Raw genomic sequence first — 22,481 nt, 5'->3', positions numbered from 1 at the left:
ACCCAGCGCGGTTCTCACGCCGATCCAACGCGGATGGCTCTCCGATCCAACGCGCTGTCAACGCGTTTCCGACGCGAACCTGCCTCCGCAACCGATTCTTGCGGGGAATTCCAACCAAAAGCGCTGGTGACGAACAAGGCGCAACCGCAAACTGTTGGGGAATCGAACGACCCGTCCTTCCCCGATCGCAAGGAGCACCCCATGAACACGCCATCGAACGCACCCGACATCGACAACAACCGCGGACCCGTCGCCGCCGTGGGCGGCCGACGGCTGCCGCGCCGCTGGCTGGCGGCGGTCGTCGCGGTGTGGGCGGGCTTCGCCTTCACCAGCTTCGCCAGCATGGCCGCGAACTACGCCGCCGTGTGGTATGTCACCGAAACCACCGGCAGCCCGCTCGCGCTGGCCGTCGTGTACGTGTGCGCCTTCCTGCCCGTCGGCTTGCTGGCGCCGCTCGGCGGCGTGGTGGCCGACCGCTTCAACCGCAAAACAGTCATCATCGTCTGCGACCTCTTCATCGCCGCCATGGCGCTGGTCGTGGGCGTGGCCATCGCCGTCGGGCACGTGTCGTTCCCGCTCGTGCTGGTCATGGCCACGGCGTGCGGCGTGGCGCAGGCGTTCCGCACGCCCTCGTTCAACGCCACCATGCCGCTGCTCGTCCCCGAGAAGCACCTGCTGCGCGTCAACGCGCTGGACAACCTGCTGAGCAGCATCTCGATGATCTGCGCGCCCGCGCTCGGCATCTTCCTGTACACCACCCTCGGGTTCCAGGCGGTCATGTTCGTCGACGTCGCCGGCGCGCTGCTGTCGGTGCTCGCCATGCTGGCCGCCAGCGTCCCCACGATCGTCGCGCATGACGTGGCGAGCCAAAGCGCGCTGCAGAACGTGAAGTCGGGGTGGCGCGAGCTGTCGGCGGCCAAGGGGCTGCCGGTCGTGGTGCTGTGCGTCGTGCTGGGCATGATGGCGTACGGGCCGCTCGACTCCATCCTGCCGCTCATGGTGTCGTCGCACTTCAACGGCAACGGGTACATGGCCTCACTCGTGACGGCCGTGTTCGGCATCGGCATGTTGGCCGGCTCGGCAGCGCTCATGGTACGCGGCGGCAGCACCTGGCTCGCCCGCATCATCGCCGTCGCCGCCATCGTGGTGGGGCTGGCCACCATGGTTGCGGGCATGCTGCCCACCGGCATGTTCACCGTGTTCGTGATCGCCATCGGCGTGATGGCCATGGCGTGCGCCGGCTTCAACGGGCCGCTCATGACGCTCATGCAGAAGAACGTGGACGAGGAGAAGCTCGGGCGCGTGATGGGGCTGCTGTCGGCTTTCATGGGGCTGGGCATACCGCTGGGAACCGCCATCGGCGGCGCGGTGGCCCAGGGCATCGGCGTGACGAGCTTCTTCGTGGCGGACGGCGCGGTCATCCTGGCGCTGGGTGCGGCGCTGCTGCTCATGCCGAGCGTGCGGGCGCTCGACGCGCGCACGAACGCCCTGGCCGCCGCGCAACCCGCAGCCGACGCCGCCGACGCGGAAGCGGTTGCCGCCGAGTAGCGAGCGGGCAGGTGGATGCTCGAGCGCAAGAGGGCTACAGGGCGAACCGCTCCTTCGCGCTCGTCGGCTTGGTCTGGGCGCGGTGCTGCTCCATGAGATAGAGCACGCAGTCGGTTCGGTTGCAGGCGCGCAGCAGCTCGATCTGCCGATCGAACGTGCGCTCGTCGATGAAGCCGTCCCGCACGAGCGCCTCCACCATCGCCCGGTCGCCCTCCTGGGCCACCCGCTCCTGAGCTGCGCGCTCGCAGTCGCGCAGATACGCCACCAACGCCGCGCGCGTCGCGTCCTCCAAGCGGTACGGCACGGTCAGCCGATGCAGCACCGCGCCCAGCTTGTCCGGCAGGTTCTTTCCCGAGCGCAGCAGGTCGTCGTAGCAACCGTAGTCGAACGGCACACCGTCGGAAGCGTCCGCCACGAAGCACGTGAGCAGCTGATCGGCGGATACGTGCACGATCGTCCCCGTATGCTCGAGGCGGCACACCGCGTATTCGAAGCTGCCCTCCCCGATGGAGCGCACGCTGGCCGGGATGGACACGGGACCTTCGAGGACGCGCGAGCAGAAGCAGTGCGCGCCGATGACCTCGAGCCCCTCGGGAAGCGCGAGCCGCTTCGCGTTGCGGCACGCGTTGTCGCGCTCGACGACGCGCACGGTATCGGCCACCACGAGCGAAGCGGGAGCGTACGGCAGCGCGCGCACGCCGATGCGCACGAGCGGCCGTCCCTCCACCGCGCGCGGCAGCACGAGCACGTCCTCCGGCGCAGCCGAATGCGCGGCCACGTGCGCCACCTGCCCCGGCGACGGCGCCTGCGCCACCGCGCTCTGCCCGCGCAAGGTCGCCGCGCGCACGGCCGCGGCGGCCGCGAACCGCTTCGACACCGAGGTGGGCGCGGGCGGCCCGGCCACCAGCACCGCGCCCGCGTCGTCGAAGTCGTACCAGCACCCTTCGCGCTCCACCGCACGCGGCCCCGCCAGCCGCACGCCGCGCGCCGCGAGCGGGCGGTGCGCCAACGCTTCGGGCGGGCACAGCCACACGGCATCGTCCCAGCTTTTCGCATCCACGCGCGCGAGCGTCGCCGGGCACGACACCACCGAAGGGGGCTCGCACCCGGCGGCGAACGCCGCCGCGCCGATGCGCTCGACCCCCGCCGGCAGCTCGATGCGCTCGTCGTACGGCGAAGCCAGGAACAGCAGCGACGCCCCGCCATCGGCGAACAGGTTGCCGTCGCGCGCGGAGAACCGCCCGTTGCGCGCGTCGACGGAATACTCGCGTCGCCTGAGGCGCGGCGACACGCCGGCGAGGTCGCACGGCTGCTCGCCCAGAATGCGCACGCCCGCCCCCAGATGGATGCGCTGCACCGACAGCGCCAAAAACGCGTTCGCGCCGATACGCTCCACCGTGTCGGGAATCGCGAGCAGCCGCACCCCGACGCCCTGCACAAAACGGCGCGCGAATGCCTCGGCCGCGATGCGCACCACCGGCACGCCTTCCAGATGCGCAGGCAGCGCTACCACGAGCCCCTCGCTTCGCCCGACGGCCGCTGCGAAGCGTCGGAGGTCCACGGCGACGATGGCGTAGCCGTCCTCGTCGCGGCGCACGCCGAGCGCCCCGCGCAGGTCGACCGCCTCCGGCTTCGCCCCCTCCTCCCGCGCCTTCGCTGCACGGCGCTCCCGCTCGGTGGCCTGGGCAAGCAGCGCCTCGCGCTCCTCGTCCGTCAGGCCCATCCCCAGCGATCCCACCACCAGCAGGTCGCCGTCGGTGCCCTCGTCGGCACCGTGCGACGCCCACGCCCGATAGGCCGGAAGCTGCGGCGACCACACCTCGCCGTCCACGGCCCGCGCCGCGTCCACCACGTCGACTTCGGCGATGTCCAGCATCGGCTCGTTTTTATGCACTTGCACAATAAGATTGTCGATAGGGGTTTCCACATCGAAGAACACCAGATCATCCATAGGCATAGTTTCGTGCTACCTCCCAAAACTTATCGCCACGCTGCGTGTTTACCACCCGCTTCCCCCATGCTACACTGCCCGTGGTGGCGATGGCAAGCACCAAGCCGACGCGTGTCGAGCACGCGCGCGCCGCGCTGCCGCCCGCCGCCCCGCGCACCATCCGTCGAAGGAGGCCCCATGGCGTCCGATGCCGCCGAGCCGCTTGCCCGCCAAGCCCTCGACCTTGCGAAAAACGCGTTGCTCGTGAACCTGCGCTTCATGAACGCAGCGTTCGCGCGCCTGCATCCCTTCCCCATCGCGGGCGCCACGTTGGCCACCGACGGTACGCACCTCCGCTACGATCCCGCCGCGCTCGCGCGCCTCTACGCCGCCGAGCCGGCCGAGCTCACCCGGGCCTACCTCCACATCGTGCTGCACAACGTGTTCCTGCACCTCTACCCTGGGCCGCACGTGGACGCCGCGCGCTGGGACGCGGCCTGCGACATCGTGGTGGAGCGCACCATCGCCGAACTCGACCTGCCCGCCACCCGCACCGTGCGCGCCGCGCGCCAGCAAGCCGTCCTCGCCCGCATCGATGCGGCGTTACCGCTGGCCACCGCCGAAACCGTCTACCGCTACCTGCAGGACGAGGGCTTCACCGAGGCGGAGCTTGCCGAGCTGCGCGCGCCGTTCTACGTGGACGACCACGATCCCTGGTACCGCCTGACGGCCGCCGAGGGCGAAGACGGCGGCGATACCGAGGAGGGACGCCGCGCCGAGGAGCAGGACGACGGCGCATCCACGGCGCCCGCGTCGGGCCCCGCCGAGAACGGCACCGATGCCGAGCTGCCGCCCGACGCTGCGCGCGCCAAGCGCAGCCACGCCTCGCATCGCGGCATGGATCCGGACGACATCACGCAAAAGGAAGCGCCCGAGAACGCCAAGCCCTCCGTGGGCGAACGGTTCGCCGACACCGTGAACCTCGACCGCTCGCGCGAGCAATGGAAGAACGCTGCGCTCGAAATGGGCGTGCAGCTGGACGCGTACGCGAAGCTGTGGGGCGTGAAGGGCGCGAACCTCGCCATGAATCTGCGCGCCGTCACGCGCGAGAAGCAGGACTACCGCGCGTTCCTGCGCAAATTCGCCCGCATGGGCGAGCAGATCCGCGTGAACGACGACGAGTTCGATTACGTCTACTATTGTTACGGCCTCGAGCGCTACGGCAACCTCCCGCTCATCGAGCCGCTCGAGTACGTGGAGGAGAAGCGCATCCGCGACTTCGTCATCGCCATCGACACCTCGGCCTCGACGAAGGACGGCCTCGTGCGCCGTTTCATCGAGAAGACGTACGCCATCCTCGAGCAGGAGACGAGCTTCTTCGCCGACATGAACGTGCTCATCGTGCAGTGCGACGCCGCCATCACGGACGTCGCGCGCATCGCGAACCTGCGCGATTTGGACGACTACCTGGACGACCTCGAGATCAAGGGGTTGGGCGGCACCGACTTCCGCCCCGTCTTCGCCTACGTGGACGACGCCGTGGAGCGCGGCGACCTCACGAACCTCGGCGGCCTCATCTACTTCACCGACGGCCAGGGCACCTACCCCGCCCGCAAGCCCGACTACGATACCGCGTTCGTCTTCGTCGACGACGCGTCCGCCGCCGCCAGCCCCCACGTTCCCGCGTGGGCCATGAAGGTGGAACTCGACGAAACCGTCATATTGGACGACGCCCCGCACGCGGCGAGCAGGCCGCGCCCACGCTAGAAAGGAAAGCCATGGATATCCGTCAGGCAAAGCAGCAGATCAAAAACGCGATGGTCGCTTACTTCTCGAAGGACGAGTTCGGCAACTACCGCCTGCCCACCGAGCGGCAGCGGCCCGTGTTCCTGCTGGGCGCGCCCGGCATCGGCAAGACGGCCATCATGGAGCAGATCGCGCAGGACCTCGACGTGGGGTTCGTGTCGTACTCGATGACGCACCACACGCGCCAAAGCGCGCTCGGCCTGCCGTTCATCGCGAAGAAGACGTACGACGGCGTGGAATACGACGTGTCCGAGTACACGATGAGCGAGATCATCGCCGCCGTGTACGACGCCATGGAAACCACCGGCAAGCGCGAGGGCATCCTGTTCCTCGACGAGATCAACTGCGTGTCGGAAACGCTGACGCCCGCGATGCTGCAGTTCCTGCAATACAAGATCTTCGGACGCCACCGCGTGCCGGACGGCTGGATCGTGGTGACGGCCGGCAACCCGCCCGAGTACAACCGCACGGCGCACGATTTCGACATCGCCACCTGGGACCGCCTCAAGCGCATCGACGTGGAGCCCGACTTCGCCGCCTGGCGCGACTTCGCCGTGGAGACGGGCGTGCACCCCGCCGTGCTCACCTACCTCGACATCGAGCGCGATCACTTCTACCGCGTGGAGACCACCGTGGACGGCAAGTCGTTCGTCACGGCGCGCGGCTGGGACGACCTCTCGGCCATGATGAAGCTCTACGAGGAGCGCGACATTCCCGTGGACGAGCTGCTGATCGGCCAATACGTGCAGAACGCCGAGATCGCGAAGCGGTTCAGCGTGTACTACGACCTGTTCACGAAGTACCGCGCCGACTACCAGATCGACCGCATCCTGGCCGGCGAGGCCGACGCCTCCGTGCTCGACCGCGCCCGCGAGGCCGCCTTCGACGAGCGCGTCTCGCTCATGGGCCTCATCACCGACGCCCTCGGTAGCCGCCTGCGCGACGCCGTGCTGGAGGAGCGCGCCGTGGCGTTCATGCACGGGAGGCTGGCCGCGATGCGCGACGCGCTCGAAGGCGATGACGCGAACGCGTTGCCCCTCCTGCGCGAAGAAGCCGCCTCGCTGCAGGCGCGGCTGACCACCGAGCGCAAAGCGGGGCTGCTGTCGGATGAGAAGTACGTGGCGTACGAGCGCACGCTCGCGCTGATCGACCGCGCGCTGCGCTGCGACGCGGCGGGTGGCGGCGTGCCGTTCTCGCGCGTCAAAGAGCTGTTTTCCCAGCAGATCGACGCGCTCGACGCGCGCATCGCAGCCACCTCGAGCGCGCTCGACAACGCCTTCCGTTTCGTCGAGGACGCGTTCGGCGGCGGCCAGGAGATGCTGCTGCTCGTCACCGACCTGTCCGTCAACCGCTACGGCATGGCCTTCATCAACGACCACGGCTGCGAGCGCTACTTCGCCCACAACGAGGACCTCCTGTTCTACGAACGAGGCTCCGACCTGGTCGACCGCATCAACCGCCTCGATCTGACGGAAGAAAACGCTTGAAATACGAACTTGTGTTCTATATAATGGAGTGCATCGTATACCTTGGCTGGGTGCTATCCTAACTTTCCCGCAAAGGACAGCCGCCTTCTTGAAAGGAGGCTGTCCGTGGAACAGATTTACGACCCCACCCCGGACGAAGCCGTCTATCAATCCGTTCGTGACACGCTCGAAATCGCCGAAGCGCAGGGGGATCGCGCCGAATACGGCAAGCATCTGATGGAGTATCTGTCAGAGCGGCTGACAACCGAGTTCGGCAAGGGGTTTACAGAGAGAAACCTTCGCGCCATGCGGCAACTGTATCTGGCCTTCCCAATTCGGCACACACTGTGTGCCGAATTGAGCTGGTCGCATTATCGCCTGATCATCCGTATAGAAGACCCTATTCGTCGCGACTTTTACGTACGCTCCGCCGTCAAGGAGCGATCAATGCACCCAGCCTGACGACAATCCCACGATCGGCATCGTCCTCTGTGCGAATCGCAACGAGGCGGTTGCCAGGTATTCCGCACTCACCGACGGGACGCGGGCGGACGCTTTACGCGCAGTAGGCGCGGATGGCGTCGCGGAGGAATTCGGCGGCGCCGGGCGCGACGGCCTCGTAGTAGGCCTTGAAGCGGTCGTCGGCCACGTACATCTCGGCGAGGCCCTGATGCGCAGCCTTCGAGTACGTGCCGTCCTTCCAGAAGGCGCACAACCACTGGCGATGCAGGTCGGCCGCGCGGTGCGCGTCCTCGCCCGCCGGATCGCCCGCCTCCATCGCCGCCCGCAGCGCGTCCTTGACGCCCTGCTCAAGCTCCTGGGTTTGGCGGTACCGCTCCACGCTCATGCCCATGAGCTTCGCGTTGCTCGCGTCGGCGGCGTCGTCGCCCCAGCGCTCGCGCACCTCTTCGCCGTACCGCCGCTCGTTCTCGTCGACAAGGCCCTGCTTGAAAGCCTCGAATTTTTCCTGGTCTTCCATGACGGTGGAACCTTCCATACAGGCGAGCGTTTTCTCCACGCTCGCAATCAATCCGTCGAGGCGCTCCTTGCGCGCATGCAGCTCGTGCAGATGACCGGCCAGCGCATCGCGCGCGTCGAACGCCGGGTCGTCCAGCAGCCGCCCGATGTCGGCCAGCGGCATATCGCATTCGCGATACAGCAGCACCTGCTGCAGCCGGTCCACCTCGGCGGGCCCGTAGCGACGGTACCCGTTCGCCGCGCGCCGCGCCCTCACCAGCCCCAGCTCGTCGTAGTGATGCAGCGTGCGCACCGTGCATCCCGACAACGCAGCCAGCTCGTGAACCGTGTAGCCGTCGCCTTCCCGCTCGCGCTCCATGAGCAGCCTCCTTCCTTCGATCGCGATCATGCTCACAGCCTACACCCTCACGTAACGTAAGGGTCAAGGGTGAATTTCGATCCCTAGAGAAGACAAGCCCCCAAGAGCAACAGCCAGACGGTGCTCAACGACGAGAATACCCCGCTCAACGACGCTATCGACAAGATGCCCGCGACCACGTTCGTGCCTCCCCCTTTCCGTTCTCCGTCCTCCACACCTCGATGCAAACGCTACCCGCGCCGCAGCAGTTCCTTCGGCTTGAGGCCGTTGGCTTTCGCCTGGCGCTTCCATTGGGCGTGGCCGGCCAGCTGGTAGAGGGCGCGGGGGAAATCGGGCTCGACGAACAGAGGCTCGCCCGGACGGCCTTCCGCGACATCGTCCGCCAGCCGGTCGAGCGCCTTCCCCAGGCTGGTCAACGGCCCGCGGCCAATGGGCGCCGCCTGCGCCATCTCGCCCGCGCCCAGCGCGAGCGAGCGACCGCGCGCGATGCCGCACGCGTCGCACCAACTCCCCAGCATATCGAGCGCCACGGCGTTCTGCCGCGCCTCGTAGAAGCCGTTGTTCGCGATCGCGTGGAACCGCAGCGTGCGCGCCACCTCCGGATCGTTCGCCGCCGCCCGCCCGATCGCCTCGAGCGGATCGTACAAGCTGGCCGGAACGCCGTCCACATACAGCGGGAACGCGAGCACCGCCGCGTCGAAGGCAAGCACCTCCGCTGCCGACGGCCCGCGCGACTCCTTGAGCACGTCCGCAGCCCGGCAGAGCGTCGTCTCCGCGCGGCCGTCCAACCTGTCCCGCAGCCCGTTCAGCAGGGCGGCTGAGTTGCTGCCGCTCGGCCGCGGGCTGCCGCACAGCAAGAGCACCCTGCGCGCCGTCATAGCACGGCCTCCTTCGCCGCCGCGATCCCCTCGTGAAACCGCACGTCGACGCTGCGGGCGCCCAGGTTCACGGCGTTCGCCTCCACGAGGCGCCGCGCGTTCTCCCGCGCGGTCGGCGCTGCTTCGCCGTAAAAATGCACGGCGAAGGCGAAGGCGTGGTCGTGGCGCATGCGATGGTGCATCTCGCCGTCCACCGTGCGGAAGAACGGCAACAGGTAGCCGATCGAGCGATCGAGCACCGCTTTCACGTTGCGCGAGTAACCGCCCCAGGCGAGCGGGCTGACGACGACCACCTCGTCGCTGCGCGCGAACAGCGCGGGGATGTCGACGGCCCGGTCGGCGATCACGCAGCGGCCCGGCGTCTTCACCCAGCAGCCGAAGCAGCCCACGCACGTCTTCACCGGGGGCGTCGCCGAGAACAGCGCGTCGTCGGCCCCGAAGCCGCGAGCGAACTCCCCCGCATCCCGCTCGCCCGCATCGTACACGATCAACCGCCCGCTCATCGCACGCCTCCCATGCGCAGCTTCAACACGTCTTTGGGGCACGCGTCGGCGCAGGCGGCGCACTGGATGCACTCGGCGTCGACGATCGCGCCGCCCTGCGCCAGCTGCTCCACCGGCAGGCTCATCGGGCAGGCGCGGTCGCACTTCCCGCAGCCGACGCAGCGGTCGGCCTCGGCGCTCACGTGCAGCTGCGGGACGCGCAGCGCGCTCCCCAGCTTCTCGCCCAGCACCATGAACGGCGCCATCCAGCAGATGCAGTGGCACATGGCGCGCCGACCCAGAACCAGGTTGGGAACGAAGAACAGCGCCACGATGCCGAAGTAGATGGGCAGCCCCAGCGGGTTGTTCATCGACACGCCGCCCGGGATGCCGGCCAACGGGTCCACCAGCGCGAAGCCGCCGGCCACCCACGCGCACGCGGCGATGGAGCACATCCACGGCACCCAGATGACGTACTTGATGCGCACCCTCCAGCCCAGCTTCGCGGGCTTGCCCACCGCGTCGGCCTCCAGCTCCTGCAGGCCGCCCGCCGGGCACAGCCACCCGCACCACGCGCGGCGCAGCACGATCGCCAGCAAGAACTGCAGGCCGAACGCGATCGTGCTGCCCACCACCGCGCCCGACAGGGCGCCCTCGATGACCAGCACGGGCGAGAAGTAGAAGATGGTGATCGGGAACAGCAGGAACGACACGAGCAACACCAGCCGCCGCACCCTCTGGCGCCTCCGCCCGCGCGCCCGCCGCTCGCGCAGCCCGGCCGTCGCCCCGCGGGAACCCTCGGCGGCGTCGCATGCCGCCGCTGCATGTTTCACGTGAAACATTCGTTCTGTACGACCAGATGTTTCACGTGAAACATCGGTGCAGGCGTCCGGGGCGCTCACGAGCGCACCATCGCGACGAAGCCCTCGAACGCGCGGTCCATGCGCGCGTGCAGCTCCTCGTCGGAGAACTGCGCGCCCGTGGCCAGCATCGCGGCCATGCCGTGTACGAAGACGATCATGTTGAGGTACAGCTCGCGCGCCGCCTCAGGCGACAGGTGCCCCAGCTCCTCGATGCACTGCTGCACGCCGTCGATGGCGACGCTCTCGTACACCTCGTTGAAGCCCGTCGCCTCCATGTGGGGCGACAGGTACAGGAAGTGGAACAGCGCGCGCTCCGTGCGCGCGAGCCGCAGGTGCGACAGGCCGTTGGACTCGAACGCGTTGTCCCCATCGTGCCGGTGCTCGCGGTTGTAGGCGCCCACCCATGCGCGGGCGTGGTCGTACAGCTGCCGCACAAGCTCCTGCATGTCGCCGAACAGGCTGTAGATCGGCTGCACCGAGCATCCCGCCCGCTGCGCCACCGACCGCGCGCTCAGCGCCGCTTCCCCCTGCTCGCGCACGATGGCAAGCGCCGCATCGAGCACCTGCTCCCTGCTCACCCGCTGTTCCGGCATACGTTCCTCCCGTGTATAACATCTGTTATATTACAGTTGTAATATACACCTCTCAACCGGCTTGTCAAGATCACGCCCCCGTTTCGAGCGCATGACGACCAGTCATCGGGGAAGGCACGGCTCGCCATCGAAACCCGTATTCGAAATTCAGCGCGCGCGAAGGGCCCTACAATCGGCGCTGAAATCGTTCACATACGAAAGGAGACCCATCCATGAAGAACGTTGAGGAGCGACGCAACCGCACTATCGCCCGCGAGGCCGATCAGCATGCAACCATGCGCGCGCCGCACATCGACAAGACGGCCATCAGCCCGTACGACGACTACTGCGACGGCTACGGCATGCCCGGCGCCTACGGCAACGGCTACGTGTCCGTGCTGAAGGTTTCGGCCGGCACGGTGGAGAAGACCAACGACGAGCTGGTCGACCGCATCGTCGCTTACGACAAGGCCGAGGCCGCCGACGCCTACGTCGGCCAGATCAACATGCTGACCGCCTCGTCGTTCTGCGGCATGGCCGGCCAGGTATGGGGCTACGACCTCGCCCGTCACGACTCCGTCGACAACGGCAAGAGCAAGCCGCTGTTCACCGAAAAACAGTGGAACGGCCGCGAGCTGGAAGTGTACGACGCCGCCCCGCTGCTGAGCGCCGGCGTCGAGCTGTTCGGCACCGAGCAGAACCGCCGCTACCACCCCATCCCGGGTGCGCACACCATCTGCGCGAACAAGGGCGTCGTCGCCTACCGCCCGAAGACCGACCGTGCGCTCAAGGAGGGCGAAGGCTACGGCGTGTGGTCCTTCATCGCCATCTCCCTGTCCGCCGACCGCGACTTCGCAGCCGACCTGTTCATCGAGGACGCCGGCATTTGGACCGAGAACGACAGCGAAGAGGACATGGTCGCCTTCCTCGAGCAGCACCGCAAGGCCATCGTCTGGTCCGTCGTCGAATGCGGCCGCGACCAGAACGTCCTGTACGACCGCACCTACGTGGGCTTCGCGCACCGCATCATGAAGCCGGGCGAGATCGGCAACGCCATCACCGTCGGCCCCTACGTCACGCTGGCCCGCAACGCCGTGCCTGCCACCGGCTTCGGCTCGCTCAACAACATGCATCTCACCGATTGGCTGAAGGACATGGACTTCGAGCCTCTCACCGACATCGCGTAATCGACGGCATTTTTCATCTTTCGAGCCGTCCAGGTGGTCCCCGGGCGGCTCGATCACGTTTAGACAAGGACTGGAAACATGGCAGATAAAACCGCTTCCGGTTCCGGCGGATCATCAGCCCAGGCCAGCTCGAAAAAAGTTGGCCTGATCGGCCTGGTTGGCATCGTCATAAGCGCCATGATCGGCGGAGGCATCTACAACCTCCCCCAGAACATGGCGGCAGACGCCTCCGCAGGAGCCATCATCATCGCCTGGGTCGTCACCGGCATCGGCATCTGGTTCATCGCGAACACGTTTCGCATCCTGTCGGCCGCACGACCCGAGCTCACGAACGGCCTGTACACGTACGCCGAAAAGGGCTTCGGCAAGCTGATCGGCTTCTTCGTGGCGTACGGCTACTGGATTTGCAACTGCTTCGCGCTTGTTGCCTACTCAGTGCTCGTCATGGCCACGTTGAACTACTTCGTGCCCGACTTCTCGGGCGGCAACAACATCCCGTCCATCATCGGCGGGTCCATCATCACGTGGATCATGTACCTGCTCGCCCTGCGCGGCGCGAAGTCCACGAGCTTCCTGAACATCATCGGCACCATCGGCAAGCTCGTGCCCGTCATCATCTTCATCCTGGCCGTGGCCACCATCTTCAAGTTCTCGGTGTTCATGGAAGGCTTCTGGGGCATGAAGGACGGCATCGCGCTGACGCTGAACTTCGACAACGTCATGCCGCAGGTATCCTCCACCATGCTGGTCACGCTGTGGCTGTTCCTCGGCATCGAGGGCGCCGTGGTCGTGTCGGGCAAGGCGAAGTCGCAGGCCGCCGTGCGCAAAGCCACCACCATCGGCTTCCTCGTCACGCTGGCCCTCTACATCGTCGTGTCGCTGCTGCCGTTGGGCGTGTACTCGCAGGAGACCATCGGCAACATGGCCGACCCGTCCATGGCCGCCATCATGCTGGACTCGTTCGGCAAATGGGGCGAGATCATGGTGAACGCCGGCGTGATCATCTCGGTGCTGAGCTCCTGGCTCGTGTGGATGCTCATGCTGGGCGAGATGCCGCTGGCAGCCTCCAAGAGCGGCATCTTCCCCAAGATGTTCGTGAAGGAGAACAAGAACGGCTCGCCCTCCACCGCGCTGCTGTGGACGACCATCGTCGTGCAGGTGGTGCTCATCATCTCGTTCTTCATCGGCAGCAACGCCTGGACCACGATGATCAGCATCACGAGCGTCATGGCACTTCCGTGCTACTTCTTCTGCACCCTGTTCCTGTTCAAGATCGCCATCAAGAAGGAATACCCCTCCGGCATCTTCGCCAGCCGCAGCATGGCCATCTTCACCGGCGCGGCCGGCTCGCTGTACGGCATCTGGCTCATCTACGCCGCCGGCCTCAACTACCTCATGGTGGCCTGCATCGTGTACGCCATCGGCTTGCCGCTGTACATCGTGGGCGTGCGCGAGCACGACCCGAAGGGGAAGCTGTTCGAGAAGAGGTCCGACAAGATCATCCTGGCCGTGGTGCTGGCGCTCGGCATCGCCGGCCTCGTCTACTCGGTCATCACGTTCGGGAACATCCATATCTAGCGCCTGCTCGCTCCGCGCTTGCTCGTCCCCAAGCCCGAGGCCGCCCCGCGGCCCCGGGCCTTTTTGCGCCGCAGGTCGAGGCACCGCGCGCAATGCGGCGGAGGGCGCGGCGGCTTTACCGTCCCTTTACACAGGCTTTACCGATTCTTAAGCGATCTGAATATCCTCCGTCGATCGGCGTACGACCTGGGTTTTTCTTCATCTGTCCGCCATGCTGGTGCCATCGGAAACCGAAAAGGAGCCATCTATGAAGGGCGCTACCGAACTCATCGTCAACTCCGTCCGCGGGTTTTGCATGGCCCTGGCCGACAGCGTGCCCGGCGTGTCGGGCGGAACCGTCGCCTTCCTGCTGGGCTTCTACGACCGCTTCATCGGCTCGCTCGACGACCTGTTCCACGGCACGAAGGCCGCGCGCCTCGCGGCCGTGCGCTTCCTGCTGAAGCTGGGCGTGGGCTGGGTGATCGGCTTCGGATTGTCGGCGCTCGTGCTGACCAGCTTCTTCGACTCGCACATCTACGAGGTCAGCTCGCTGTTCATGGGATTCATCGTGTTCGCCATCCCCATCGTCGTGCGCGAGGAGCTGGGCGCGCTGCGGGGGCGCCTGCCGAACGTCGCGTTCGCCGTCGCGGGCATCGCGTTCGTGGTGGCCGTGACCCTGCTGAGCCCCGTGTCGGGCACCGGCATCGACGTGGCGGTGGGGAATCTCGACGTCGGCCTCGTGGTGTACGTGTTCCTGGCGGCGATGGTGGCCATCTCCGCGATGGTGCTGCCCGGCATCTCGGGCTCCTCGCTGCTGCTGATCTTCGGCCTGTACGTGCCCATCATGGGCGCGGTGCGCGCGGTGATGGGGCTCGACATGGCCTACCTGCCCGTCCTGCTCGTGTTCGCGGCGGGCGTGGCGTGCGGCGTGCTCGTGTTCGTGCGCCTCATCAGGATGTGCCTCGAGCGCTTCCGCTCGCAGACCATCTACGCCATCATCGGCATGATGCTGGGCTCGCTGTTCTCCATCACGCAGGGGCCGCTCACGCTGAGCGAGCCGCAGCCCGCCATGGGCATCGACACGTTCAGCATCGTGTTCTTCATCGTCGGCGGCGCCGTGGTGGGCGGGCTCCAGCTGCTCAGGTCGCGCCTGGAGGAGCCCGCCGAAGCGTAGCGTTCCGAGGCCTACTCGGCTGCGGGCTGATTCGCGCGGGCGAACTCCTTGAGCTCCTGCTTGCGCGCCGGGTCGAGGAGCTTTTTCGGGACGCCCTGCACCGCGCCCTCCAAATCGTACAGCTGCATGACGCACACGCCCGGATCGATGGTCTGCAGCTTGAGCCACGCCTGCTCGGCGCCGATGGCCAGCAAGTCCTCGGGCGCGGCGATGCCCACCTCGGCCAGCTGATTCGCGGCATGGGGGCCGATGTTGGGAAGGTCGGTCAGCTTCGTTGTGTTTGCCATGCTAGTTCGCCTCCTCGACCGCCGCGCGCAGGCGCGCGAGGTCGTCGTCGTTGGGATGGTTGGCGGCCTCGTCGAAGTTGTCGATGAGCTGCTGCATGCGCGCAGCCTGCTCGGGTTTGGCGGCGGCCGTCTGCGCGTAACGCGCGCGGACGCTTGCGGGCATGCGGCCTTGGCACATGAACGAACCGACGACCTGCGCCGAAGCGGGCAGGTGCACCGCCACGCGCGACATCACGCCCGCGAAGTACGTCGCATCGGCACCGAACCCGGCCGTGCCGAACAGGAACACGTCCTTGTCCGCGAGCGTCGCCAGCACCTCGGCCAGCTCGTCGCCGCAGTCGCCGCGATTCGTCCAAAACCCCGCGTACACGCGGTCGGCCTGCGCGACGGCGGCGCGGTCGACTTCGTCCACCCGTCCGAATGCCCGGCACTCCCCGCTCGGCAGCGCGGCGGCCACCGCCTGCGCCAGCTGCTCGGTGTTGCCGGTGCTGCTCTCGTACACGATCGCGTAGGTCATGGGCGTCCTCCCTCGTGCGCGGCGCGCATCGCGCGCCCTCTGTCGTTTCGACCGTTATACACCCGCCCACCTGCATCGTAAACAGGTCGCACACGATCAGCACGGCCGCCTCACGCAACAAACCGTTGCATCGCCCCGCCCCTCCCACGTATGCGATAATGGCCCCATGACCGCGAGAAAGGATGCCGCATGCCCTACATCACCGTCGAGGGCGGACCGCTCGACGCCCCCAGCAAGAAGGCGCTCATCGAAGAGCTCACCGCCACCGCGTCCGCCATCATGCACGTGCCGGCCGAGTTCTTCCTCGTCACCATCAAGGAGCTGCCCGACGAGAACATCGGCATCGGCGGCAAGCCCATCGACGAGGTGAAGGCCGCCTATCGTCGCGAGCAGGAAGGTGCGGGCAGCCGATGAGGGCCGTGGTGCAGCGCGTGTCGAGCGCGCGGGTGGACATCGCCGGGGAGACGGTCGGCGAGATCGAGCGAGGGCTGCTCATCCTGCTGGGCGTGGGCCACGATGATGCCGATGACCAGGTTGAACGTCTGTGGAGCAAGATCTCCCGCCTGCGCATCTTCGAGGATGCCGACGGCAAGACGAACCTCTCGCTGGCCGACGTGGGCGGCGAGGTGCTCGTCGTGTCGCAGTTCACCCTGTTCGCGAACTGCAGACGGGGCAACCGCCCCTCGTTCACCGAAGCGGGCGCGCCCGACGAGGCGAATCGCCTGTACGAGCGGTTCGTCGAACGGGCGCGCCGCGATGCGCGCCGCGTGGAGACGGGACGCTTCGGCGCCTACATGGACGTGAGCCTGGTCAACGACGGCCCGTTCACGCTGTGGCTCGACACCGACGCGCTGTAGCGCACCCTCAGCACGCTCTAGCGCGCTTGCGCTAGAGCAGCGCGTGCTCCCACGCGGCTTCCTTGAAGCCCACGAGCACGAAATCGTCGCCCACCACGAGCGGACGCTTCACCATCATGCCGTTCTCGGCCAAGAGCGCGTAGGCCTCCGCATCGCTCATGCCGGCATCGAGCAGGGCCTTCACATTGCGCTCGCGGTACAGCATGCCGCTCGTGTTGAAGAAGCGGCGCAGCGGCAGCCCGCTTCTCGCGTGCCACGCGGCCAGCTCGTCGGCCGTCGGGTTGTCTTCCACGATGTGGCGATCGACGTACGCCACGCCGTGCGCGTCGAGCCATGCCTTCGCCTTCTTGCAGGTGGAGCACTTCGGGTACTCGATGAACAGCACGTCCGCCATGGTTCCTCCTCGGTTCGCATCTTTTCGCATGCCGCCCATCATACCAGAGCGGCGCCCACAACCGTGAAGCGGACGAACGTGCGCGAGCCCGCGCACCGCGGCGGTGGAATGTTTCACGTGAAACATTCGTTCGTGCTTCCTATTCGGCTCACGGCGCGCGACAGCCAAACCTGCCCGGAGCGCCCCGCCCGAAGGCGGGTCGCGAACACCCCAATCCGGTGGTTTTCGCCCTTTCAGCGTCGGGAGGATGCACGGGGGGCGCCCGCAGGGCGACGCACCCGGCGGGGACGGAGATGCACCGGGGCTGACACGTAGAATAGGGAGCAAGGACACTTGCACGTCTTGATTCGAGCGGCGGCGAGATACATCCGGGTAGCGAAACGAGCGCGCGGGGGCGCACCTTGCTATACTGGGAGCATCCAGACGGAAAGGCCTCTCATGATCTTCTACTTCACCGGCACCGGCAACTCGCTCGCCGCGGCGCAGACCATCGCACGCGCGACGGACGACCTGCTCGTCGACATCGGCGCGGCGTACAAGTACAAGGACTTCGATTTCACGCTCGCGCAAAACGAGCAGCTCGGTTTCGTCTTCCCCACCTACGCCTGGACCACCCCGCCCATCGTCGACGCGTTCGTCAAGCGCGCGCAGTTCCGCACGGGCAACAAGGAGACGTTCACACCCGGCTACTGCTTCGCCGTGCTCAGCTGCGGCGCGTTCGTCGGCAACGCCGCGCGCATCTTCGGCGACCGCCTGCTCGAAGCACAGGGCATCAACCTCGACGCCTCGTTCAGCGTGAAGTCGGTGGGCAACTGCACCTATCTGTACGCGCCCGCCCAGGGAGAGAAGCGCGAGCGCCTGCTGGCCGCCGCGGAACTCGCCACCCGCACGGTGGCCGAGCGCATCGTCGCCCGCGAGCACGTGCGCGCCGAACACCGCAACCCTGCCGGCGTGATCCTGTCGAAGCTCACCGAGAAGGACGAGAAGCCGCGCTCCACGGCCGAGTTCTTCGCGCTTCCCACCTGCATCAGCTGCGGTCAATGCGCCGATTTGTGCCCCACGAACACCATCACGCTCATCGAGGGCACGCCCCGCTGGGCCGAGCTCGGCTGCACGCAGTGCCTCGCCTGCCTGCATCGCTGCCCCGTGAACGCCATCCAATACGGCTCGAAAACCGAACGCCGCGGCCGCTACGTCAACCCCGTCCTCGCAAAAGCCCCCCGGCGCGCCTGAGCCGCACTACCAGTCGATGACCTCATACGTCAAGCCGAGTTCCGTCTCCAGGCTATCGAACAGCTCTTTCGGAGAAAACACGGCCTGACGCGACTTCGCGAAGCCTTTGCGGTCGCGCGTGAGGAGATAGTCTGCTTTCACCTTCTCGGCGCATACATCGACCAAGCAATCCTCGAAGTCGGGCCAACTCCGCTCGCAGGCTTCGCGAATATCGGCGGCATCGACGGAGCACACGTCAAGGTACTCCAAGCTTTGCAGAAGCGTCTGTTGGATATCCTCGCTCTTGTTATCTTTGAACATCACATAGAAGATGTCCGCGAACGATTTTGCCGACACCCATAGTTCGATATCGCCAATTTCTTGCATAACGCGCAGCTTAACAGCCGCCTCGCCCTCGGGAGGGCGACAAGTAAACAGGTCGATCATGACATTCGCATCAAGCAAAGCGCGCATAGCGTTCCCCCCTCGCCTCGTCGAGCAGCTCCTTGAATGGGCGCTCTCCCCATCCATCAGGCGCCTTGAGCGTCATTGCGCGCATACGTTCCTGCAACTTCTCCTTTTGCTCAGGCGTGAGCATACGATGCTGGCCCCTCAAATCCTCAAACGAGGAAAACGTGGACGGAAGCTCCTCGTGCTCAAGCACGTACTTGTATGCGGCGTTCACCAGCTCGGTAGGCGTGAAGCCTATCTTCTTGAGCACGGCGTTCCCCTGCTCTTTGATCTCGGAAGGCACGCGGGCCGTCACGATGGAATCCGCGCGGGCGGGCTTATCCGAAACTTCCTTCTTGGCAGTGCACGTTACCTGAGTTTTTCCAGCGGTTTGCCGCGCAGCTTTCTTTTCTTTGACGACGGCCATATGAGCAGCCTCCCTTCGTTGGCATCAATATGCGGTAATACCGTATTACATGCAAGAGACACCATATGTCTGTCAAACACGCTTGACGGGTGTGTATCTATTGTTTATAGTGTGCATATCGGGTATATACGCTCAACACGTTACGGGCGGCATTACCCGAGCGGAGGGGGAGCAGGGAACGTGCTTGCAACCCTTCCAGGCGCGAAGCGGGACGCCGCGACGTGCCACCCGAGCGCAGGGGACGCCCGCGCGTTCGGATACGGAACACGAAAGGGAGCTTGAGTTGGACATCATCATCTCGAACGCGAGCGACAAGCCCATCTACGACCAGATCGTCTCGCAGATGAAGGCCCTCATCCTGACGGGTGAGCTGGGCGAAGGGCAGCAGCTGCCCTCCATCCGGGCGCTGGCCGGCGACCTGCGCATCAGCGTCATCACGACGAAGCGCGCGTACGCCGAGCTGGAAGCGCAGGGCTTCATCGAGACGGTGCCCGGCAAGGGCAGCTTCGTGGCCGGCGGCAACCTCGAGCTTCTGCGCGAGGAACGCCTCCGGCGCATCGAGGAGCTGCTCGCGCAAGCGGTCGACGAGGCGCACGGCGCGAACGTCGACGTCCACGACCTCCACAACATGCTCGACCTCATCGCAGAAAGTGACGACTGATGAACGACCTCCTTCGCATACGCAGCCTGTCGAAGCACTACGACGGGTTCGACCTGCAAAACGTCGACCTCACCGTGCCGCAAGGCAGCGTGGTCGGCTTCATAGGCTCAAACGGCGCCGGCAAGACCACCACCATCAAAGCCATCCTCGGCCTCGTATACCCCGACGCCGGCTCCATCGAGCTGTTCGGCCAAAACGTCGGCGAGCACGCCAGCGGCAAGGCCGTCAAGGACGCCAAGCAGCGCACGGGCGTGGTGTTCGACACCTGCTCGTTCCCCGAGGAGATGACCATCGCCTCGGTGGGCAAGCTCATGCAGTACAGCTACAACACGTGGAGCGCCGCCGACTTCGAGCAGCGCCTGGCCCAGTTCGAGCTGCCGAAGAGCAAGACGGTGCAGGACCTCTCCCGCGGCATGAGCATGAAGCTGTCGCTGGCCTGCGCGCTTGCGCACGATCCCGACCTGCTGATCCTCGACGAGGCCACCGCCGGGCTCGACCCGCTCGCCCGCGAGGAGGCGCTCGACATCCTGCGCGTCTACATGCGCGACGAGCGCCACGGCATCCTCATGTCCAGCCACATCACGAGCGATCTCGAGAAGATCGCCGACTACATCGTGTGCATCGACGCCGGCCGCATCGTGTTCGCCGTCGAGAAGGACGCCATCACCGACCTGGCGGGCATCGCGCACTGCCGCGTGGCCGACTACGAGCGCATTGCCGAAAGCGGCTTCTTCGCCCCTGGCGAGCTGCGCAGCATGCGGCACCCTTACGGCATCGACGTGCTGGCGCCCGACCGCTTTGCGTTCGCCGAGAACTTCAAGAACATCGCCTTGGACAAGGCGGATATCGACGCCTACATGGGCTTGATGCTGAAAGGAGAGGTCCGATGAAAGCCATGATCATGTCCGACCTCCTGATCGCCAAGAAATACCTGCTCCAGCAGCTGGGCATCGCCATCGTCGTGGGCATCTTCATCTGCATCATGATCGGGAACCTCTACGTCGTCCCCCCTGCGGTGGGCGTCATGATCCCCTTCTCGCTGACCATCATGATCCTCTCGCTGGACGAGCGCGCCAACTGGCAGCAGTTCCGCCTCGCGCTGCCCATCTCGCGCGCCGACGTGATCAAGGGACGCTACGCGAGCTTCCTGCTGCTCGCCCTGTGCGGCATCGCGGTGGGACTGCTCACCACGTTCCTGGTGATCATCGCCGCGCAAGTCGCCCCGAACGTGCCGCAGCTGGCCGACCTCATGGTGAACTTCTCCTGGCAGGCCCTGCTCATGGTGTCGGTCGTCGGCATCAGCATCATCCTCGTCATGCTGTCCATCACCATGCCGGTGTTCTCGCGATTCGGCATGACGAAAGGCGTGCGTTACCTGCCATTGCTCATCATCTTCGGCGTGTTCATCGCGTTCTCGTTCAGCGGCGACGGCCCTCCCCCCGCGTTCGCGCTCGACGTGCTGAACCTGCTGGAGACCCCCGCCGGCACCGTCGCGGTCGCCGCCGGCATCCTCGCGATCGTCGCCGTCGTGTACGTCGTCTCGGCCATCATCTCCATGGGCCTGTACAAGAAGCGTGAGCTCTAGGCGAGCGGATAGAAGGGGCGCCCGATGAAGACCATGATGCTTGCCGATTTCCTCGCTTTGGCGAAATCGCTGTCGAAGAACGTGGTGCTATGGGCGCTCCTCGCGACGGGCGTCTGCCTGGTGGCCGGGAACGCGACCCCCATCATCCTGCTCACCGGCTTCCCCATGTCCAACATGGTGCTCATGCCCCTGTTGACGCGCGATCAGCGGCGCGAGTGGATGGCGTTTCGCCAGGCGCTGCCGCTCTCGCGCGCCGACGTGGTGAGGGGCCGCTACGCGAGCATCGCGGTCGTCGTTGCCGGCTGCGTGGCGCTCGGCATCGCGGCCTATGGCGCGGCATGCGTCCTGAACGCCGTCGTGCCGGGGCTTCCGCTCATGCATCATTTCACCCGGGGGTTCGACGCGCCGGGGGCCGTGTCGTTCGCAGCGGGAACGTTCGCCTTGACCATCGCCATGTTCAGCGCGGTGCTGCCCTTCATGTTCGCCAACAGCTACCGCAAGCTCGCCAGCTACATCCCCTTCGCGTTCATGCTCGCACTCATGGGGTGGATCTACCTGTTCCGCAGCATCGACTTCGACGCGTTTCTGCCGATCGTCGGCCAGGTCATCGCCACCGCGCAGACGCTGGGCGGATCGCTGCTCGTCGCGGCCTGCGTCACGGCGGCGGCCCTCGCGCTGTACGTCGTCTCGGAGCGCGCGGCCCTGCGCGGGTACGCGGCGCGCGACCTCTAGCCCATCCGCACGAGATCGGCCAGCGTCACGTTGTCCACGTAGTTCTCGATGGCCTGATCGAGGCCGCGCCAGAAGTTGACGGCCACGCACTCGGCGCGCCGCGGGCACGCCTCCGCACCGTCTTCGAGGCACGACACCGGCGCGCAGCTGCCCTCGGTGGCGCGCAGCACGTCGCCTGCGGTGATCTGATCGGCCGGCCGGGCCAGCAGGTAGCCGCCGCTCACGCCGCGCACGCTTTTGAGCACGCCCGCCTTCACGAGCGCGCCGCCCAGCTGTTCGAGGTACTTGACGGACAGGTCTTCGCGTTCGGCCGCTTGGCGCATGGTGACCAACGCGCCCGCTTCCCCTTGCCGCGCGATGTCGATCATGAGCCGCAAAGCATAACGTCCCCGTGTCGAAATCATCATGGTCGCCGCCCCGCCCTTTCGTCGTTCATGCTGTTTCCGCAAGTATAGCCCATCATTTGCCTGATAGATCGCGCCTTTCTTGCAGGAATGTAAGGATGGGGCAAGCGGTCGGTAAGGCAGCGTTAAGGACGGCTTGGTATAACGTATACAGAC

26 protein-coding genes are annotated in these 22,481 nt (G+C 66.3%); 14 read left to right on the top strand and 12 right to left on the bottom strand.

Annotated elements, in window-relative coordinates:
* Positions 1 to 201: 201 nt before the first annotated feature.
* The gene (locus tag H8S61_RS09340) at positions 202 to 1,548 is read left to right on the top strand and encodes an MFS transporter (RefSeq protein WP_186938776.1); all 1,347 of its coding nucleotides are present in this window, start codon (positions 202 to 204) and stop codon (positions 1,546 to 1,548) included.
* Positions 1,549 to 1,582: 34 nt separating this feature from the next.
* Here H8S61_RS09340 and H8S61_RS09335 read toward each other — a convergent pair whose 3' ends face one another.
* Complete coding sequence (locus tag H8S61_RS09335) at positions 1,583 to 3,505, bottom strand: leucine-rich repeat protein (RefSeq protein WP_186938775.1); 1,923 nt, start codon at positions 3,503 to 3,505, stop codon at positions 1,583 to 1,585.
* Positions 3,506 to 3,676: 171 nt separating this feature from the next.
* Here H8S61_RS09335 and H8S61_RS09330 point away from each other — a divergent pair, with 171 nt between their 5' ends.
* From H8S61_RS09330 to H8S61_RS17460, 3 genes are all read left to right on the top strand, one after another.
* A complete protein-coding gene (locus H8S61_RS09330; RefSeq protein ID WP_186938774.1) occupies positions 3,677 to 5,245 on the top strand; it encodes a vWA domain-containing protein in 1,569 nt (522 codons plus the stop codon).
* Between the two features lie 11 nt (positions 5,246 to 5,256).
* Complete coding sequence (locus H8S61_RS09325) at positions 5,257 to 6,771, top strand: AAA family ATPase (protein WP_186938773.1); 1,515 nt, start codon at positions 5,257 to 5,259, stop codon at positions 6,769 to 6,771.
* Between the two features lie 105 nt (positions 6,772 to 6,876).
* Positions 6,877 to 7,212 (top strand): DUF1016 N-terminal domain-containing protein, encoded by a 336-nt coding sequence (locus H8S61_RS17460; RefSeq protein WP_366458172.1) that lies wholly within the window; start codon positions 6,877 to 6,879, stop codon positions 7,210 to 7,212.
* Between the two features lie 94 nt (positions 7,213 to 7,306).
* On the opposite strand, the gene H8S61_RS09315 is transcribed toward H8S61_RS17460, so the two are convergent.
* From H8S61_RS09315 to H8S61_RS09295, 5 genes are all read right to left on the bottom strand, one after another.
* Entirely contained in the window at positions 7,307 to 8,116 is an 810-nt protein-coding gene (locus H8S61_RS09315) for a MerR family transcriptional regulator (RefSeq protein WP_255466552.1), read from the bottom strand.
* 200 nt (positions 8,117 to 8,316) lie between these two features.
* A complete protein-coding gene (locus H8S61_RS09310) occupies positions 8,317 to 8,964 on the bottom strand; it encodes an NADPH-dependent FMN reductase family protein (RefSeq protein ID WP_186938772.1) in 648 nt (215 codons plus the stop codon).
* Positions 8,961 to 9,467, bottom strand: a complete 507-nt coding sequence (locus H8S61_RS09305; RefSeq protein WP_186938771.1) for a flavodoxin family protein — start codon at positions 9,465 to 9,467, stop codon at positions 8,961 to 8,963. Before H8S61_RS09305 ends, H8S61_RS09310 begins: the two co-directional genes overlap by 4 nt.
* On the bottom strand, positions 9,464 to 10,288 hold the full coding sequence (locus tag H8S61_RS09300; RefSeq protein WP_186938770.1) for a 4Fe-4S binding protein: 825 nt from the start codon (positions 10,286 to 10,288) through the stop codon (positions 9,464 to 9,466). The genes H8S61_RS09305 and H8S61_RS09300 overlap by 4 nt, the downstream gene beginning before the upstream one ends.
* A 56-nt stretch (positions 10,289 to 10,344) precedes the next feature.
* Positions 10,345 to 10,902: a TetR/AcrR family transcriptional regulator gene (locus H8S61_RS09295; protein WP_160941179.1), complete on the bottom strand. Its 558-nt coding sequence runs from the start codon at positions 10,900 to 10,902 to the stop codon at positions 10,345 to 10,347.
* A 212-nt stretch (positions 10,903 to 11,114) separates the two neighbouring features.
* Here H8S61_RS09295 and hdcA point away from each other — a divergent pair, with 212 nt between their 5' ends.
* The 3 genes from hdcA to H8S61_RS09280 all read left to right on the top strand — a co-directional run bounded on the left by hdcA (position 11,115) and on the right by H8S61_RS09280 (position 14,799).
* Complete coding sequence (hdcA, locus tag H8S61_RS09290; protein WP_160941180.1) at positions 11,115 to 12,068, top strand: histidine decarboxylase, pyruvoyl type; 954 nt, start codon at positions 11,115 to 11,117, stop codon at positions 12,066 to 12,068.
* Positions 12,069 to 12,146: 78 nt separating this feature from the next.
* A complete protein-coding gene (locus tag H8S61_RS09285; RefSeq protein ID WP_186938769.1) occupies positions 12,147 to 13,646 on the top strand; it encodes a basic amino acid/polyamine antiporter in 1,500 nt (499 codons plus the stop codon).
* 247 nt (positions 13,647 to 13,893) lie between these two features.
* Positions 13,894 to 14,799 (top strand): DUF368 domain-containing protein, encoded by a 906-nt coding sequence (locus H8S61_RS09280; protein WP_186938768.1) that lies wholly within the window; start codon positions 13,894 to 13,896, stop codon positions 14,797 to 14,799.
* Positions 14,800 to 14,810: 11 nt separating this feature from the next.
* On the opposite strand, the gene H8S61_RS09275 is transcribed toward H8S61_RS09280, so the two are convergent.
* Together H8S61_RS09275 and bilS are read right to left on the bottom strand one after the other, a co-directional pair.
* On the bottom strand, positions 14,811 to 15,086 hold the full coding sequence (locus tag H8S61_RS09275; protein ID WP_186938767.1) for a TfoX/Sxy family protein: 276 nt from the start codon (positions 15,084 to 15,086) through the stop codon (positions 14,811 to 14,813).
* A 1-nt stretch (position 15,087) separates the two neighbouring features.
* A complete protein-coding gene (bilS, locus tag H8S61_RS09270) occupies positions 15,088 to 15,603 on the bottom strand; it encodes a flavodoxin family protein BilS (protein ID WP_186938766.1) in 516 nt (171 codons plus the stop codon).
* Positions 15,604 to 15,792: 189 nt separating this feature from the next.
* Here bilS and dmpI point away from each other — a divergent pair, with 189 nt between their 5' ends.
* The gene (gene dmpI / locus H8S61_RS09265) at positions 15,793 to 16,017 is read left to right on the top strand and encodes a 4-oxalocrotonate tautomerase DmpI (protein ID WP_186938765.1); all 225 of its coding nucleotides are present in this window, start codon (positions 15,793 to 15,795) and stop codon (positions 16,015 to 16,017) included.
* Positions 16,014 to 16,460: a D-aminoacyl-tRNA deacylase gene (dtd, locus tag H8S61_RS09260; RefSeq protein ID WP_186938764.1), complete on the top strand. Its 447-nt coding sequence runs from the start codon at positions 16,014 to 16,016 to the stop codon at positions 16,458 to 16,460. The genes dmpI and dtd overlap by 4 nt, the downstream gene beginning before the upstream one ends.
* Before the next feature lie 31 nt (positions 16,461 to 16,491).
* Here the strand turns inward: dtd and H8S61_RS09255 are convergent, their stop codons facing one another.
* On the bottom strand, positions 16,492 to 16,854 hold the full coding sequence (locus H8S61_RS09255; RefSeq protein ID WP_160941187.1) for an arsenate reductase family protein: 363 nt from the start codon (positions 16,852 to 16,854) through the stop codon (positions 16,492 to 16,494).
* A 438-nt stretch (positions 16,855 to 17,292) separates the two neighbouring features.
* Here H8S61_RS09255 and H8S61_RS09250 point away from each other — a divergent pair, with 438 nt between their 5' ends.
* On the top strand, positions 17,293 to 18,087 hold the full coding sequence (locus H8S61_RS09250; RefSeq protein WP_154333080.1) for an EFR1 family ferrodoxin: 795 nt from the start codon (positions 17,293 to 17,295) through the stop codon (positions 18,085 to 18,087).
* A gap of 6 nt (positions 18,088 to 18,093) precedes the next feature.
* Here H8S61_RS09250 and H8S61_RS09245 read toward each other — a convergent pair whose 3' ends face one another.
* Together H8S61_RS09245 and H8S61_RS09240 are read right to left on the bottom strand one after the other, a co-directional pair.
* Positions 18,094 to 18,540, bottom strand: coding sequence for a PIN domain-containing protein (locus H8S61_RS09245; RefSeq protein ID WP_186938763.1), 447 nt, complete (start codon positions 18,538 to 18,540; stop codon positions 18,094 to 18,096).
* Positions 18,524 to 18,943, bottom strand: coding sequence for a type II toxin-antitoxin system RelB/DinJ family antitoxin (locus H8S61_RS09240; protein ID WP_186938762.1), 420 nt, complete (start codon positions 18,941 to 18,943; stop codon positions 18,524 to 18,526). Before H8S61_RS09240 ends, H8S61_RS09245 begins: the two co-directional genes overlap by 17 nt.
* A gap of 283 nt (positions 18,944 to 19,226) precedes the next feature.
* Between H8S61_RS09240 and H8S61_RS09235 the strand changes: the two genes are divergently transcribed.
* The 4 genes from H8S61_RS09235 to H8S61_RS09220 are packed head-to-tail and all read left to right on the top strand — an operon-like array spanning position 19,227 to position 21,921.
* On the top strand, positions 19,227 to 19,604 hold the full coding sequence (locus tag H8S61_RS09235; protein WP_154333077.1) for a GntR family transcriptional regulator: 378 nt from the start codon (positions 19,227 to 19,229) through the stop codon (positions 19,602 to 19,604).
* Positions 19,604 to 20,494 (top strand): ABC transporter ATP-binding protein, encoded by an 891-nt coding sequence (locus tag H8S61_RS09230; protein WP_186938761.1) that lies wholly within the window; start codon positions 19,604 to 19,606, stop codon positions 20,492 to 20,494. Before H8S61_RS09235 ends, H8S61_RS09230 begins: the two co-directional genes overlap by 1 nt.
* Positions 20,491 to 21,189 carry an ABC-2 transporter permease gene (locus H8S61_RS09225; protein ID WP_186938760.1) on the top strand — a complete coding sequence of 233 codons (699 nt, stop codon included), beginning with the start codon at positions 20,491 to 20,493 and terminating at the stop codon, positions 21,187 to 21,189. Before H8S61_RS09230 ends, H8S61_RS09225 begins: the two co-directional genes overlap by 4 nt.
* A gap of 24 nt (positions 21,190 to 21,213) precedes the next feature.
* Complete coding sequence (locus tag H8S61_RS09220; RefSeq protein WP_186938759.1) at positions 21,214 to 21,921, top strand: ABC-2 transporter permease; 708 nt, start codon at positions 21,214 to 21,216, stop codon at positions 21,919 to 21,921.
* On the opposite strand, the gene H8S61_RS09215 is transcribed toward H8S61_RS09220, so the two are convergent.
* Positions 21,918 to 22,328: an RrF2 family transcriptional regulator gene (locus H8S61_RS09215; protein WP_154333073.1), complete on the bottom strand. Its 411-nt coding sequence runs from the start codon at positions 22,326 to 22,328 to the stop codon at positions 21,918 to 21,920. The genes H8S61_RS09220 and H8S61_RS09215 overlap by 4 nt on opposite strands.
* Positions 22,329 to 22,481 lie beyond the last annotated feature (153 nt).

The sequence above is a fragment of the Eggerthella hominis genome (assembly GCF_014287365.1).
GTDB lineage: Bacteria > Actinomycetota > Coriobacteriia > Coriobacteriales > Eggerthellaceae > Eggerthella > Eggerthella guodeyinii.
This window is presented reverse-complemented; position numbering and strand designations above follow the sequence as displayed.

What these genes read in the sequence shown, in the direction of transcription:
- H8S61_RS09340 (WP_186938776.1), top strand. Translation starts at nt 202, where the DNA reads ATGAACACGCCATCGAACGCACCCGACATCGACAACAACCGCGGACCC.
- H8S61_RS09335 (WP_186938775.1), bottom strand. Translation starts at nt 3,505, where the DNA reads ATGCCTATGGATGATCTGGTGTTCTTCGATGTGGAAACCCCTATCGAC.
- H8S61_RS09330 (WP_186938774.1), top strand. Translation starts at nt 3,677, where the DNA reads ATGGCGTCCGATGCCGCCGAGCCGCTTGCCCGCCAAGCCCTCGACCTT.
- H8S61_RS09325 (WP_186938773.1), top strand. Translation starts at nt 5,257, where the DNA reads ATGGATATCCGTCAGGCAAAGCAGCAGATCAAAAACGCGATGGTCGCT.
- H8S61_RS09315 (WP_255466552.1), bottom strand. Translation starts at nt 8,116, where the DNA reads ATGATCGCGATCGAAGGAAGGAGGCTGCTCATGGAGCGCGAGCGGGAA.
- H8S61_RS09310 (WP_186938772.1), bottom strand. Translation starts at nt 8,964, where the DNA reads ATGACGGCGCGCAGGGTGCTCTTGCTGTGCGGCAGCCCGCGGCCGAGC.
- H8S61_RS09305 (WP_186938771.1), bottom strand. Translation starts at nt 9,467, where the DNA reads ATGAGCGGGCGGTTGATCGTGTACGATGCGGGCGAGCGGGATGCGGGG.
- H8S61_RS09300 (WP_186938770.1), bottom strand. Translation starts at nt 10,288, where the DNA reads ATGTTTCACGTGAAACATGCAGCGGCGGCATGCGACGCCGCCGAGGGT.
- H8S61_RS09295 (WP_160941179.1), bottom strand. Translation starts at nt 10,902, where the DNA reads ATGCCGGAACAGCGGGTGAGCAGGGAGCAGGTGCTCGATGCGGCGCTT.
- hdcA (WP_160941180.1), top strand. Translation starts at nt 11,115, where the DNA reads ATGAAGAACGTTGAGGAGCGACGCAACCGCACTATCGCCCGCGAGGCC.
- H8S61_RS09285 (WP_186938769.1), top strand. Translation starts at nt 12,147, where the DNA reads ATGGCAGATAAAACCGCTTCCGGTTCCGGCGGATCATCAGCCCAGGCC.
- H8S61_RS09280 (WP_186938768.1), top strand. Translation starts at nt 13,894, where the DNA reads ATGAAGGGCGCTACCGAACTCATCGTCAACTCCGTCCGCGGGTTTTGC.
- H8S61_RS09275 (WP_186938767.1), bottom strand. Translation starts at nt 15,086, where the DNA reads ATGGCAAACACAACGAAGCTGACCGACCTTCCCAACATCGGCCCCCAT.
- bilS (WP_186938766.1), bottom strand. Translation starts at nt 15,603, where the DNA reads ATGACCTACGCGATCGTGTACGAGAGCAGCACCGGCAACACCGAGCAG.
- dmpI (WP_186938765.1), top strand. Translation starts at nt 15,793, where the DNA reads ATGCCCTACATCACCGTCGAGGGCGGACCGCTCGACGCCCCCAGCAAG.
- dtd (WP_186938764.1), top strand. Translation starts at nt 16,014, where the DNA reads ATGAGGGCCGTGGTGCAGCGCGTGTCGAGCGCGCGGGTGGACATCGCC.
- H8S61_RS09255 (WP_160941187.1), bottom strand. Translation starts at nt 16,854, where the DNA reads ATGGCGGACGTGCTGTTCATCGAGTACCCGAAGTGCTCCACCTGCAAG.
- H8S61_RS09250 (WP_154333080.1), top strand. Translation starts at nt 17,293, where the DNA reads ATGATCTTCTACTTCACCGGCACCGGCAACTCGCTCGCCGCGGCGCAG.
- H8S61_RS09245 (WP_186938763.1), bottom strand. Translation starts at nt 18,540, where the DNA reads ATGCGCGCTTTGCTTGATGCGAATGTCATGATCGACCTGTTTACTTGT.
- H8S61_RS09240 (WP_186938762.1), bottom strand. Translation starts at nt 18,943, where the DNA reads ATGGCCGTCGTCAAAGAAAAGAAAGCTGCGCGGCAAACCGCTGGAAAA.
- H8S61_RS09230 (WP_186938761.1), top strand. Translation starts at nt 19,604, where the DNA reads ATGAACGACCTCCTTCGCATACGCAGCCTGTCGAAGCACTACGACGGG.
- H8S61_RS09225 (WP_186938760.1), top strand. Translation starts at nt 20,491, where the DNA reads ATGAAAGCCATGATCATGTCCGACCTCCTGATCGCCAAGAAATACCTG.
- H8S61_RS09220 (WP_186938759.1), top strand. Translation starts at nt 21,214, where the DNA reads ATGAAGACCATGATGCTTGCCGATTTCCTCGCTTTGGCGAAATCGCTG.
- H8S61_RS09215 (WP_154333073.1), bottom strand. Translation starts at nt 22,328, where the DNA reads ATGATGATTTCGACACGGGGACGTTATGCTTTGCGGCTCATGATCGAC.